General features: G+C 62.7%; 12 protein-coding genes. 3 read left to right on the forward strand and 9 right to left on the reverse strand.

The window, feature by feature from the left end; genetic code table 11:
* Positions 1–13: 13 nt before the first annotated feature.
* Positions 14–1,120 (reverse strand): ABC transporter permease, encoded by a 1,107-nt coding sequence (locus BCA01S_RS12760; protein WP_027777220.1) that lies wholly within the window; start codon positions 1,118–1,120, stop codon positions 14–16.
* Between the two features lie 81 nt (positions 1,121–1,201).
* Complete coding sequence (locus tag BCA01S_RS12765; RefSeq protein ID WP_027777221.1) at positions 1,202–2,803, reverse strand: ABC transporter ATP-binding protein; 1,602 nt, start codon at positions 2,801–2,803, stop codon at positions 1,202–1,204.
* 249 nt (positions 2,804–3,052) lie between these two features.
* On the opposite strand from BCA01S_RS12765, the gene BCA01S_RS12770 reads away from it, so the two are divergent.
* Positions 3,053–3,985, forward strand: coding sequence for a LysR substrate-binding domain-containing protein (locus BCA01S_RS12770; protein WP_012433318.1), 933 nt, complete (start codon positions 3,053–3,055; stop codon positions 3,983–3,985).
* 69 nt (positions 3,986–4,054) lie between these two features.
* On the opposite strand, the gene BCA01S_RS12775 is transcribed toward BCA01S_RS12770, so the two are convergent.
* On the reverse strand, positions 4,055–5,452 hold the full coding sequence (locus BCA01S_RS12775) for an 8-oxoguanine deaminase (RefSeq protein ID WP_027777222.1): 1,398 nt from the start codon (positions 5,450–5,452) through the stop codon (positions 4,055–4,057).
* Positions 5,453–5,989: 537 nt separating this feature from the next.
* On the opposite strand from BCA01S_RS12775, the gene uraH reads away from it, so the two are divergent.
* Both uraH and BCA01S_RS12790 read left to right on the forward strand, forming a co-directional pair.
* Positions 5,990–6,343, forward strand: a complete 354-nt coding sequence (uraH, locus tag BCA01S_RS12785) for a hydroxyisourate hydrolase (protein ID WP_020070174.1) — start codon at positions 5,990–5,992, stop codon at positions 6,341–6,343.
* Positions 6,344–6,527: 184 nt separating this feature from the next.
* Positions 6,528–7,721, forward strand: a complete 1,194-nt coding sequence (locus BCA01S_RS12790; RefSeq protein ID WP_027777223.1) for a urate hydroxylase PuuD — start codon at positions 6,528–6,530, stop codon at positions 7,719–7,721.
* A gap of 289 nt (positions 7,722–8,010) precedes the next feature.
* On the opposite strand, the gene BCA01S_RS12795 is transcribed toward BCA01S_RS12790, so the two are convergent.
* From BCA01S_RS12795 to BCA01S_RS12820, 6 genes are all read right to left on the reverse strand, one after another.
* Positions 8,011–8,523, reverse strand: coding sequence for an ureidoglycolate lyase (locus tag BCA01S_RS12795; RefSeq protein ID WP_027777224.1), 513 nt, complete (start codon positions 8,521–8,523; stop codon positions 8,011–8,013).
* Positions 8,520–9,533, reverse strand: a complete 1,014-nt coding sequence (alc, locus tag BCA01S_RS12800; protein ID WP_027777225.1) for an allantoicase — start codon at positions 9,531–9,533, stop codon at positions 8,520–8,522. The genes BCA01S_RS12795 and alc overlap by 4 nt, the downstream gene beginning before the upstream one ends.
* Positions 9,534–9,663: 130 nt before the next feature.
* Positions 9,664–10,185, reverse strand: a complete 522-nt coding sequence (uraD, locus tag BCA01S_RS12805; protein WP_027777226.1) for a 2-oxo-4-hydroxy-4-carboxy-5-ureidoimidazoline decarboxylase — start codon at positions 10,183–10,185, stop codon at positions 9,664–9,666.
* Positions 10,182–11,132 carry an allantoinase PuuE gene (gene puuE / locus BCA01S_RS12810; protein WP_027777227.1) on the reverse strand — a complete coding sequence of 317 codons (951 nt, stop codon included), beginning with the start codon at positions 11,130–11,132 and terminating at the stop codon, positions 10,182–10,184. Before puuE ends, uraD begins: the two co-directional genes overlap by 4 nt.
* Positions 11,133–11,323: 191 nt before the next feature.
* Complete coding sequence (locus BCA01S_RS12815; RefSeq protein WP_027777228.1) at positions 11,324–12,151, reverse strand: aspartate/glutamate racemase family protein; 828 nt, start codon at positions 12,149–12,151, stop codon at positions 11,324–11,326.
* Positions 12,152–12,242: 91 nt separating this feature from the next.
* Positions 12,243–13,724: an NCS1 family nucleobase:cation symporter-1 gene (locus BCA01S_RS12820; RefSeq protein WP_027777229.1), complete on the reverse strand. Its 1,482-nt coding sequence runs from the start codon at positions 13,722–13,724 to the stop codon at positions 12,243–12,245.
* Between the last annotated feature and the right edge of the window lie 12 nt (positions 13,725–13,736).

Genomic DNA, 13,736 nt, shown 5'->3' on the forward strand with positions numbered 1-13,736 from the left:
AGCGTTAGACGGGTCAGTGGGCTTGCGCGGCAACGGAGCGCCGGCGTACACGGTAATTCACGAACAGATCGGCGCCGAGCAGGCAGAACAGCAGCAGTCCCTGGAACACGCCTGAGAGCGCCTGCGGCAACTGCATCGAGGTCTGCACCGCTTCGCCGCCGAGATACAGCAACGCCATCAGCAGGCTTGCGAGCACGATGCCGACCGGATGCAGCCGTCCGACGAACACGACGATGATTGCCGTGAAGCCGTAACCCGGCGACCACGTCGCCTGCAACTGGCCGATAGGCCCGGCGATCTCGCCCATGCCTGCGAGGCCCGCGAGTCCGCCGCTGATCAGAAGCGACATCCAGATAGTTTTCTTATCCGAGAAGCCTGCGTAACGGGCGGCAAGCGGCGCAAGACCGCCGACGTTCATCCGGTAACCGGCGAAGCTTTTGCGCATGAAGAGCCATACGAGCGGGATCGCAATCAGCGTGACGAATACCGACGCATTCAGACGCGTGCCGCGCAGCCATTTCCAGTGCCAGTCGCCGTAAAACGTCGGATAGAGGGCGTCGCCGCTGAACATTTCCGACAGCGGAAAATTCATGCCCTGCGGATCGCGCCAAGGGCCGCTCACCAGATAGATCAGCAGTTGCGTGGCCACGTACGTGAGCATGAGGCTCACGAGAATCTCGTTGGTGTTGAAACGGCTTTTCAGCAACGCGGGAATCGCCGCCCACAGCATGCCGCCGATCACGCCGGCGATCATCATCAGCGGCAGGATCCACCAGCCGGTCGCCTGATCGAAAAAGATCGCGACGCCGCTCGCGGCAATGCCGCCGAGCAGCATCTGCCCTTCCGCGCCGATGTTCCATACATTCGCGCGATATCCGATCGCAAGCCCGAGACCGATCAGGCACAACGGAGATGCCTTGAGCAGAAGCTCCGACCAGCCGTTCACGCTCGACAGCGGTTCGATGAAGAACGCGTGCATCGCTTGGAGCGGATCGCGGCCGACGAGGCCGAAAATCACGAAGCCGATGGCGAGTGTGAGCAATGCCGCGATCAGCGGCACGGCGAGTTGCATGGTCCGCGAGGGCGTCGTGCGCGCTTCGAGTCGATACGGAAGAATCATGGGTAGTGTGTGTTTTTTGGTTCCGATAACGGACGCGTAGATAGATACCGCGCCATGCCGCGAGATGCCGCGAGACGCGGCTCAAACATGCGCCGGCTGTTCCGCTGAAGGCGCCGTGCCCTCGCGGCCACCGAAAAGGCCCGCCATCCAGCGGCCGATTTCCTCGGCGTTGGTCGCGCCGGTGGCGCGTACCGGCGAGAGCCTGCCGCCCGCAAGCACCGCAATGCGGTCGCAGATGTCGAACAGTTCTTCGAGTTCCTCGGAAATCACGAGGATCGCCACACCGCTTGCCGACAGATCGAGCAACTGCTGGCGAATGAAGGCCGCCGCGCCCACGTCGACGCCCCATGTGGGTTGCGCGACCACCAGCACCTTCGGCGCCTGCAGAATCTCGCGGCCCATGATGTACTTCTGCAGATTGCCACCCGACAGGCTTTGCGCGAGTGCCTCTGAGCCGCCGCATCGCACATCGAAGGCTTCAATGCAGCGCCGCGCAAATGCACGCATCGCGCCTGAGTTGATCCAACCGGAGTTGACCATCTTCTGACGATGCGCTGTGAGCAGCGCGTTTTCGGACAGCGTCATTGCGGGCACGGCCCCCCGGCCCAGCCGCTCTTCCGGCACGAAGCCGAAGCCGAGCGCACGCCGGCCGCCTGCGCCAAGCCGCCCCGCGGGTTTGCCGCAAATGGTGACCGCGTCCGCTCGCAGGCCGCGCTTCTCTCCTGAGAGCGCCGACAGCAATTCCGCCTGACCGTTGCCCGAGACGCCCGCAATGCCGAAGATCTCGCCCGCGTGCACGGCGAACGACACGTTCTCGAGCGACGTGCCGAACGGGTCGTCGCTCGTCACCGACAACGCCTTTACATCGAGCAGCACCGCGCCCGGATTATGCTCGCGACGCGTGTAGTCGGGCAGCGAATGGCCGACCATCAACTGCGCGAGCGACGCATGCGTTTCCTCTTTCGGCTTCACGTGGCCGGTGACACGGCCGCCGCGCATCACCGTCGCCGTATCGCACAGTTCCTGAATTTCATCGAGCTTGTGGCTGATGTAGAGAATGCTGCAGCCTTCAGCCGCGAGCCGCCGCAACGTCGCGAAGAGTTTGCGCACCGCTTGCGGCGTGAGCACGGACGTGGGTTCGTCCATGATCAGCAAACGCGGGTTCTGCAGCAGGCAACGCACGATTTCGACGCGCTGCCGCTCGCCTACGGTCAGGCTATGCACGTGACGCTGCGGGTCGATGTCGAGGCCGTAGTCGGCGGAGACTTCGCGGATGCGTTTGGAAAGCGCTTTGAGATCGAACGGTTCGTCGAGTGCAAGCGCGATGTTTTCGCCGACCGTGAGCGTTTCGAACAGCGAAAAGTGCTGAAAGACCATGCCGATGCCGAGCTTGCGCGCCGCCGCCGGGCTCGCGATGTCGACCGCTTCGCCTTCCCATTGAATCTCTCCGGCATCGGGCCGCACGGCGCCGTAGATCACCTTCATCAGCGTGCTCTTGCCCGCGCCGTTTTCGCCGAGCACGGCGTGGATCTCGCCCGGCGCGACGATCAGCGTGACGTCGTCGTTGGCCCGCACGGCGGGATATTGTTTGGTGATGCCTTTGAGCATCAACCGGGGCGCCGCCTGTTCCGGCCTCGTTGCCGGCTGCGCGGCGGCGCCGTCGCTATAAAAAGAGTCGCTCATGTGATTCCGTAGTGCGTCGGTAACTGCCGTTGCTGCGCGGTCGTCCACCGTGCCGGCGGGCGATCCGTCACCACAACCGGATGACAATACCTAATTAGACCCGCTCAGTCGAGCCGCCAAAATTCCCGCAAACCCGCGCCACAGCACGCTCTGCGGGAATGTCTCTCTTGACGCCGTTTTTCGTTCATATTAAAACGCATATACCCACGCCCCCACTCGATCAGCCAGAACATATATTTCGGAGAAGTCATGAGTCAGCAACGCGAGGCGATCGATACCTACCTTCTGCGCGTCTTGCACACCTTGTTGATGGAACGCAGCGTCACGCGCGCGGCCGTCAAACTGAACCAGTCGCAACCCGCTATCAGCGCCGCGCTGCGCCGGTTGCGCGACATTACCGGCGACCCGCTGCTCGTGCGCGGCAAATCCGGCATGGTGCCCACCGAATACGGCCTGCGCCTACTCGAGCCGGTGCAGAACGCGCTGCGCGAGATCGAACGCATCAAGTTCCAGCAACACAATTTCGACCCGGCCACTTCCATTCGCTGCTACCGCATCGGCTGCCCGGACTACCTGAACGTGCTGTTCGTGCCGACGGTGGTCGAGCGGTTTCGCCAGGCGGCGCCGAACGCGACGCTCGAGTTTCACTCGCTCGGCCCCGCGTTCGACTACGAACTTGCGCTCGAAGACGGCAAGCTCGACATCGTCGTGGGCAACTGGCCCGAGCCGCCTGAGCAGTTGCATCTGTCGAACCTGTTCGTCGATCAGATCGTCTGCCTGATGAGCAACGCGCATCCGTTCGCCAAACGCGGCGGGCTCACGCTCGACCAATACCTGAACGCCCCGCATCTCGCGCCGACTCCGTACTCGGTGGGTCAGCGCGGCGCGATCGACGTGCACCTCGCGCGCGAGCGGCTCAAACGCCACGTGGTCGTCACGCTGCCGTACTTCAATCTCGCGCCGTATGTGCTGATCAAGTCCGACCTGATCTTTACGACGACACGCCTGTTCGCCGATTACTACGCCAAGTTCCTGCCGCTGACCGTGGTGCCCGCGCCGCTCGACTTTCCGCCGATGCAGTACTACCAGCTGTGGCACGAGCGCGTGCATTACTCCGATGAAGTGCGCTGGCTGCGCAGCCTCGTCGCCGAAGCGACCAAAACACTGATCGACAAGCCTTGAGACGTTAGACGTTTGACCACTGGCGGCGCTTGCGTGTGTGACTGTGCGCAGGCGCTGCTCCGCTTCATGTCATGCCGCCGCTTCGTAAAGTGTCTTTGCCAGCCGGTTATGCCGCTCGATCACAGGACCAAGTTCGAGCGTCGCCAATTGCCCGTCCCTCACGACGACGTTGCCTCCAATCACGCTATGGCTTACCTGCGACGGCGCGCAGAACACCAGCGCCGCGACCGGGTCGTGCAACGCGCCGGCAAAGAGCGGCTGACGCAGGTCGAACGACACGAAGTCCGCCGCCATGCCTGGCGCGAGCGCGCCGATGTCGTCGCGGTTCAGCACCTTCGCGCCGCCGAGCGTGGCGATCTCCAGTGCTTCGCGGGCCGTCATCGCGTCCGGGCCAAAACCGACTCGCTGCAACAGCAAAGCCTGGCGCACTTCGGCGACCATCTGCGCACCATCGTTCGACGCGGAGCCGTCCACACCCAAACCCACCGGCACGCCCGCATGCCGCATCCGCCTGATGGGCGCGATACCCGACGCGAGCCGCATGTTCGAGCACGGACAATGCGCGACACCCGTGCCGGTACGCGCAAACAGTTCGATGCCTGCGTCGTCGAGTTGCACGCAGTGCGCATGCCACACATCGCGTCCGACCCAGCCGAGGTCTTCGGCATACTGTGCGGGCGTCATGCCGAACTTCTCCTGGCTATACGCGACGTCGTTCGTGTTTTCGGCAAGGTGTGTATGCAGAGACACGCCGTATTGCCGCGCCATCGCCGCCGACTCGCGCATCAGATCGCGGCTCACTGAAAACGGCGAGCATGGCGCGACGACGACGCGCAGCATCGCGTAACGCCCTTCGTCGTGATACGTCTCGATGAGGCGTTGCGTGTCCTTCAAGATGTCCGCTTCACGCTCGACCACCGAATCGGGCGGCAAGCCGCCGTCTTTCTGCCCCACGCTCATGCTGCCGCGCGCCGCATGAAAACGCATGCCTATGCGGCGCGCCGCGGCGATGCTGTCGTCGAGCCGGCTGCCGTTCGGATAGATATACAGATGGTCGCTCGACGTCGTGCAACCGGATAGCAACAACTCGGCCATTGCCGTCAACGTAGAGACTTCGATCATCTCCGGTGTGAGATTCGCCCACACTTTGTAGAGGCTCGTAAGCCAGCCGAACAACTCGGCGTTCTGCGCGGCCGGAATCGCGCGCGTCAGGCTTTGATACATGTGGTGATGCGTGTTCACGAGACCGGGAATCACCAGATGCCCGCGCATGTCCAGCACGTCGTCGGCGGTTTCCGGCAAATCCGCTGTCGGCCCTACGGCGACGATGCGGTTGTCCTCGATATAGAGACCGCCGTCGCGCAGTTCGCGCCGTGCGCCGTCCATCGTGACGAGCACGTCTGCGTGCTTGACCAGCATTGTTCTGTTCGGCTTGCTCGTGTGTTGTGCTGCGTGTTCCATCGTCATCCGTTTCTCCGCCTGATTGCTTCCGTGCAAAGTCGTCCGAACGCGATGTGACGGCGCGTAAGCCGCGCCGCCGCGTCCCGTTGAACGCCGTTGGCCCGGTTACCCAGCGTATTGCGCCGTCTTCGGGACGTGTGCCGCGCTCAGAGCCCATCGGGCTTGCCGTTGCTGCGGCGCACAGGCGTAACCTTCGGCCGTCAAAATAATGCTGACAACACGCGCCGTTGCGATAACCATCTTCAGGCTGCCGATATAGTGGGGCATTTTTGACGCCGGTACGATCGAACGGAACTGCTTTGCGCTGCAACGGCTGCGCGAGATTGCTCGCTGCGCCTTTCGGCCGACTGTCCGTCATGCGCCAGCTATTATCTTTCTTATCGCGCCCGCGCTGGACGGAACAACTTTCTACAATGGCTGCAACGGCGCTCGCTTCAATTCGCCGACGGGTATGTAGCCACTGACGTGGAGCCTCGATCCGCCGCAAACGTATCTGGATCGGGCTGCCGCCGAAACCTCGCAAACACACAAGGAAAATTGCGAATGGGAAAGCTCACTACCCATGTGCTCGACACCGCGAACGGTCGTCCCGGCGCGGGCATCAAGGTCGAACTCTTCGCGCTCACGGGCGACACGCGCCGCGCGCTGAAAACCACCATCACCAACGACGACGGCCGCTGCGACGAACCGTTGCTGCAAGGCGACGCGCTCGTTGCAGGCGAGTACGAACTGGTGTTCGCCGCCGGCGACTACTTCGCCTCGATCGGTACCAAGGTACCCGAGCCGCGTTTCGTGGATCGCGTCGTGTTGCGCTTCGGCGTCGCCGACGCCGCTGCGCACTATCACGTGCCGTTGCTCGTGTCGCCGTGGTCTTACAGCACGTATCGCGGCAGTTGAAAGGTATCGCCGAACGGCGCCGCTCCTTAGCCCCTAACAACAACGACGTCGTGCGAACTGAGCGCACCGCGTCTTTCACCCCGCAGTCCGCGAGGTGACGCTCTACCCGCCCCGATCTATCGGCCGGGTGCAAAAGGCGTCGAACGTCGCCGCGTGTACAACGAATCAGAAGTGGAGGAGTTTCATGGAAGGCTTTATCACCGACTGGTTGAATCTTGCGATTCGCTGGTTCCACGTCGTCGCCGCGATTGCATGGATCGGCGAGTCGTTCTATTTCGTCGCACTGGACAACAGCCTGAAGCCGCCGCACGACCCGAACCAGCGCAAGCGCGGCGTGTTCGGCGAACTGTGGCACGTACACGGTGGCGGCTTCTACAACATGCAGAAGTACACCGTCGCGCCGCCGGAAATGCCCGACGATCTGCACTGGTCGAAGTGGCCGTCATACACCACGTGGCTGTCCGGCTTCGGTCTCTTCACCGTGCTGTATCTGTTTTCTCCGTCCACGTATCTGATCGACAAGAATGTGCTCGATATGGGACCGGTGGTTGCCGTCGCGTCGGCGCTCGGCTTTCTGGCTGCCGGCTGGATCGTGTACGACTCGTTGTGCCGCATTCTCGGCAACAAGGACAAGGTACTCGGCATCTGCGTCGGCGTGTACGTGCTGATCGCGGCCTGGCTCGCGTGCCACATCTTCGCGGGGCGCGCGGCGTATCTGATCATGGGCGCGATGCTCGCGACCATCATGTCGGCCAACGTGTTCTTCGTGATCATCCCCGGCCAGCGCAAGATGGTCGACGCGATGCTCAAGGGCGACACGCCCGACCCGATCTATGGCAAGCGCGGCAAACAGCGCTCGGTGCACAACACGTATTTCACGTTGCCGGTGGTGTTCGCGATGCTGTCGAACCACTACGCGATGACCTACACGCATCCGTACAACTGGGCGGTGCTGCTCGTCATCATGCTGGCCGGTGCGCTGATCCGTCAGTTCTTCGTCATGCGTCATCGCGGCCAGGTGCTGTGGTATCTGCCGCTCGCCGGCATTGCGCTGATGTTCGGCGCGCTCTTCTGGACCATGCCGAAGCCGATGGTGCCGCAAGCCCAGGCGGCCAACGCGCCGACGCTGAAAGTGGCCGACATTGCGCCAGTGCTGCAACAGCGCTGCGTGGCATGTCATTCTGCGCACCCCACGATGATGGGCAGCGCCCCGGCCGGCGTGCTGCTCGATACGCCGGATGAAATCTCGCAGAACGCACAGCGGATCTATCAGCAGGCAGTGACGCTGAAGGCGATGCCGCTTGGCAACGTGACCCACATGACCGACGACGAACGGATGAAGATCGCTGCCTGGTTCCAGGGCGGCGCGGCGAAATAGTCGAACTCTGGCCTCTGCTGGGCCAGGTGTAGCCGAGCGTCACGAAGCGGGCTTTTCGCGGAAGCGGGAAGCCCGCTTTTTATTGGCTGGTTTTTATCTCTTTGCCGGTTGCCGGTTGCCGGGACTACGTGCGCATGGATAGCGGGCTCGCCTGCACCGCTGAGGTGTGCATCGGACACTGCGGCAGGAGAATATCGTTTGTTTCGGCCTTGCAAAATGCAAAAAGCCCACGGCATTGCTGCCGTGGGCTTTCTGAACATCGGCGGGTCGTCACGCCGAAGCACGAACCTTAAACCGTCACCGCGCTCAACGCATCTTCAGTCAGCCAGAGCGACTCCGTCAGATCCTGCTCGTTCAGATTAAGGCCCTCCCCGCCACGATCCACGACAATGAAGTCGCTCACGTCGCCCAACGCAATCAGCGGATGGTGCCACACACCCTTCGCGTAGTTGACGCCTTGCCAACCACTCGTCACGAAGGCGCGGATTTTCGATTCGTCGAGATCGCCGGCCGGCGCGACCACCACCAGATACGACTTGTCGTTCAGCGGGACGAACGCCTGGCTGCCGAGCGGATGGCGTTCGAGCATCTTCACCTCGAACGGGAGCGCGCGCGGCTGCCCACGAAACAGGTTCACGAGCGCGCGGCCGTTCTCGTCGCTCACGTCCACTTTGGCCAGGTCGTGATAACGGATCGTCGTGCCGAGGTTGATCGGAATCTGCTTCGCGCCTTCGAGTTCGATCACATCGCCGAAGGCGGCGAACGATTCTTTCGTCAGCGGTTCGATTGCAAGCGTCTTCATGATGCGAGCGCGCCCCACAGGCGCAAACGCGACACGCCGCCGTCCGGAATGATGTTGAAGCGCACGTGCGTGACCGGCCCGAGCGCGGCGATCTCGCTTTCGAAATAATGCTGCTTGTCCATTTGCAGCTTCTGCTCACCGAGCAGCACAGGCCAGAACATTGCTTGCGTGATCAGCGAACTGTCGGTGCCGCCGGTCACATATGCGGCCTGAATCGAGCAGCGGTCAGGATAATTGCCCTTGAAGTGCGCGGTGTCGACTTCGATCTTCGAAATGACGCCCGGTTGTGCAAGCGCGACGATCGCCCAGTCGTTGCCGGGTTCGCGGCGGCGCCGCGTTTCCCAGCCGTCGCCCATGTTGACGCCGCGACCTGGCATCAGAATGGTCGAAGCAGCGCCGAAGTGCTGATTATTCGCCGCGACCAGGTACGCGCCGTTTTCCATCGCGGCGAGGTCGAACTGTTCCGTGCGGCTCGCGCCGGCCCAGTCGACTTGCGGCTGACCGTACACGCGCAGACGCGCGATGCCGCCGTCCGGGTAGATGTTCACGCGCAAGTGCGTATACGCGTTAGCGTCGCTAACGTCGAGGTAATGGTGGCTGTTGCCCTGCAACGTAGTGGACGAAACGATCTCGGTCCATTGCGTCGACTGGTTGGGCACGCCATCCACCACGCGCGCCGCTTCCACCGACGCCGCCGGCGGAAAGTTACCCGTGAAATGGCTTGTATCGAGGTCGAGCCCCTTGATCACGCCGGGGCGCGCCAGCTTGACGATGCACCAGTCGTAGCCACTCACACGTTTGCGGCGCGTTTCCCAGCCGTCCATCCACTTGCCGTGTTCGTCGTACTTGCCCGGAATGAAGACGGCCGGCTCCGGGTTCAGCATGCGCTCCTTCGGGGCGAAGAAGTCGTCGCTGGCCTCGAGCGCCTGCGCGCCCAGGCGCGGATCCGCCAGGTTCACGTAGCGGCGCGTGAATTCGGGTGCGTTGGGGTCGAGAATCGGGAGTGCCATCTGTGTCTTCCTTGATGTTTGTTAGTGCCAGAAATTTTCCGGCGAAGCCGCAGCGCAAAGCTGCAACGTAATGCCGAAGCTCGAAGCGCGGCGGCGTTCGTCAGTTCATCGCGCGTTCATTGCGCGTTCGTCACGCGCCAATCAGGTCTTCCAGCCGGAAACGCGCGATACGGTAGATCTGATCGAGGCTCGCGCGTAGCTCGTCGGCACGGCTATTGTTCACGCGCGCCTCGAAGTTCGCGATGATGCCGTGACGGTCGTAGCCGCGCACCGCGAGAATGAACGGAAAGCCAAACTTCTCGCGATACGCGGCATTCAGCGCGAGCAGCTTGTCGAACTCTTCCTGCGTGCATTGCGCGAGACCGGCGCCGCTCTGCTCACGCGTCGATTCCGCCGTGAGTTCGCCGCGGACCGCTGCCTTGCCCGCCAGCTCCGGGTGCGCGTTGATCAGCGCAAGCTGCTTCTCTTCGCCCGCCGTCTCGACGATCTTCGACATGTTGCGATGCAATTCGTCGATGCTCGCAAACGGCCGCTCATGCGCCGCGATTTCCGCGACCCAGGGCGAGTGTTCGAAGATGCCCGACAGAGCCGCGACGAACGCGTCGGTCGAAATGGTGTTGAGTTGGTCCAGTGTGTATTGCATCGCCTTCATGCCGCAGCCCCGCGGTTATGTTGCTGATAGGGATGATGTTCGCGCCAGTGCCGCGCGATATCGACGCGCCGTGTCACCCACACGCGATCGTGCTGCTCGATATGGTCGAGAAAGCGCTGCAGCGCGCGAAAACGCCCGGGCCGTCCGAGCAGCCGGCAGTGCATGCCGATGGACAGCATTTTCGGCGCTTCGTCGCCTTCTTCGTAAAGCACGTCGAACGCGTCGCGCAAATACGTGAAAAAATGGTCTGCCGTGTTGAAGCCCTGCGGGCTCGCGAAGCGCATGTCGTTGGTGTCGAGCGTGTACGGCACGATCAGTTGAGGCACAGTCGTGCCGCCTGTCACTTGCACATCCATCCAGAACGGCAAGTCGTCGCCGTAGTAGTCGGAGTCGTACAGAAAGCCGCCATATTCGGCGACCAGCCGATGCGTGTTGGGACTGTCGCGGCCGGTGTACCAGCCAAGCGGCCGCTCACCCGTGACACGTTCAATGGCTTGCATGCCGAGCCGCATATGCTCGGCTTCCTTTTCCGGCGATACGTCCTGATAGTGAATCCAGCGATAGCCGTGACACGCGATCTCATGACCGAGTTCGACGAACGCGCGCGCGAGTTCGGGATGCCGTTCAATCGCCATGCCGACGCCGAAAACCGTAAGCGGCAGCTCGCGCTTTTCGAATTCACGAAGAATGCGCCATACGCCTGCACGCGAGCCATATTCGTAGATCGACTCCATGCTCATGTGACGCGCCGGATACGCCGCTGCGCCGACGATCTCCGACAGGAACTGCTCCGAGCCAGGATCGCCGTGCAGCACGCAGTTCTCACCGCCCTCCTCGTAATTAAGGACGAATTGCACTGCGACGCGCGCTCGCCCTGGCCAGTTCGCTTGCACCGGGTGGCGGCCGTAGCCGATCAGATCGCGTGGATAGTTGGAGTCGAGTGCCATGATTTGACGAATGCGTGGTGACGATACGTTGTGCTGGCAAGGTGCGTTGGAAAGCTGCCGGAGGCGTGCCTCGTGTTACAGCGGCAATAGCCGGGGCAGCGTCGGAAAGCACGTCGGGCAGCCCGCGCCGAGTTGGACCAGTTTAGCGAAAACGCGCGGGTGCGCCCATACACCCGGGCAGATAGTGCGTGTCAGACTGAATGTATGTGCGGCTCGGATTCGCTGGTGTTTACCCGCAGCGAATCTGCATTGACGACACGCGGCGGCGCGGGATTCGGATCCGGTGCGCCAGGACTGAACGATTCGAGCGCGCCGTCATAGCGCTTGGGCAAGGGCCGCGCGTAGTCGCCGCGCTTGGCCGTCGAAAGCCGTAGCGAGATCAGCGCCTCGGTCCATTTGACGGCCGCCGTCACGCCTTCGATCACCGGCGCGCCGAGCGCGTCCTCGATCTCCGCGCACAGCTCGGCCATGCCCGCGCAACCGAGCACGATCGCGTCGGAGCCATCCTCGGCAAGCGCGCGCCGGCACTCGTCGAGGATGATGCGGCGCGCCGCCGAGCCGGGCTTGTCGAGGTCGAGCACCGCGACGTCGGTCGCCCGCACGTTGCGGCAGAAACGCCGCATGCCGTAGCGTTCAGCGAGATGCCACGCCATCCCGCAAGTGCGCGCGAGCGTCGTCACCACCGAGAAACCGGGCGCCAGCACGCTCGCCGCGTGCATGGCCGCCTCCGCGATGCCGATCACCGGCCCGCGTGCGAGCTCGCGTGCGGCGTACAGGCCGGGATCGCCGAAACAGGCGATCACATAGCCGTCGCAGTGCTCGCGCTCGCCCGCCATCACTTCGGCGAGCAGACCGGGCGTGGCAAGCGCTTCGTCGTAATAGCCTTCAATGGACGGCGGCCCCATCGTCGGACTGACCGCAATCACCTCGGTGCCCGGCGCGGCCACTTCTCGCGCGCAACGGCCCATTGCGTCGGTCATGCGTTGGGTCGTGTTCGGGTTGATCAGTTTGATGCGCATCTTGTCTCCTTTTCGACTGCAATAACGGCGGCGCTGTCACCGTCGGCCACCGCCTGTCACTGCTGTCACAGCATGGCCCGCGCCTCGATGCTCAGCGAGCGAGGACGCGATAGAACAGTGCGCCAAGGCCCGCGCCAATGAACCACGAAAAATTCGCCATACCGTCGAGCGACGGCACCATCACGCAAAGCACCGCGATAACCGCGGCCGGCAGCAGCGCGGCAACCGCCCGATAGTTGACGCCGTTGCGATACCAGTAAGTTCCCGTCGGTGCCACGGTGTACAGATCGTCGAGGACGATTTTCTGGCGCTTCACCAGGTAGTAATCGACGATCAGGATTCCGTACAAAGGTCCGATGAAGCTGCCGAGCACGTCGAGTGTGTAATGAATCACTGCCGGATTGTTGAACAGATTCCACGGCGTAATGAAGATCGAAGCGACCGCCGCGAGCATGCCGCCCGCACGCCAGCTGATGAGCTTCGGCGCCACGTTCGAGAAGTCGAAAGCCGGCGACACAAAATTCGCGACGATATTGATGCCGATCGTCGCGATCGTGAAAGTCAGCGCGCCGAGAATCACCGCCGTCGGATAGTCGATGCGGCCCACCGTCTCCACCGGGTCCGTAATCAGTTGACCGAACACCGGCAGCGTCGCTGCGGTCGTGATCACCGTCACGAGCGAAAACGCCAGGAAGTTGACCGGCAGCCCCCAGAAATTGCCGCGCTGTACGCTGCGAAAGCTCTTGCCGTAGCGCGAAAAGTCGCCGAAATTAAGCATCGGCCCGGAGAAGTACGACACGACCAGCGAGGTCGCCGTGATCATCACCGGCAATACCTGCATGCCGTGATACTTGACGCCGCCGAGATTGATGCCGATGTTGCGCCAGCCGGCCCGATACACCATGTAGCCGGCCAGAATGAACATCACGACATAAACGGCCGGGCCCGCGAAATCGATGAACTTCTTGATCGTCTCCATTCCGTGCCAGAAGACCAGTGCCTGCAGCACCCATAGCAACATGAAGCCGGACCAGCCGAGCGCCGACAGGCCCATGAAGCCGTGTCGATGGACGTCCGCATACGGCAGCAACTGCGGGACGAACTTCAGCACGACGATCACCAGCGCGCTCGAGGCCAGGTACGTCTGAATGCCGTACCACGCGACCGCGATCAGACCGCGAATCACCGCGGGAACATTGGCGCCGAGCACGCCGAAGGTCGCACGGCACGCAACCGGATACGGCACGCCGTTGGCCTGGCTCGGCTTCGCAATCATGTTGCACAGCAGGTTGACGATTCCAATGCCCACCAGCAGTGCAATCAGCACTTGCCAGCTCGTCAACCCGAGGGCGAAGAGACTGCCGGCGAACACGTAACCGCCGACGCTGTGCACGTCCGACATCCAGAACGCAAAGATGTTGTAGGCGCCCCAGGTCTGGTGACGCAGCGGCGCCAGGTCCTTGTTGTATAACCGCTCGCTGTATCCGGCCGGCATGGACAGATCGCCGGTTGCGTCGCCGTCTGCATAAGGGGGGATTGCGGAACTGCCGGGCGCTGCGCTGAACTGAGCCATGATTCCTCCTTG

The organism is Paraburkholderia caledonica NBRC 102488 (assembly GCF_000685095.1).
Taxonomy (GTDB): Bacteria; Pseudomonadota; Gammaproteobacteria; order Burkholderiales; family Burkholderiaceae; genus Paraburkholderia; species Paraburkholderia caledonica.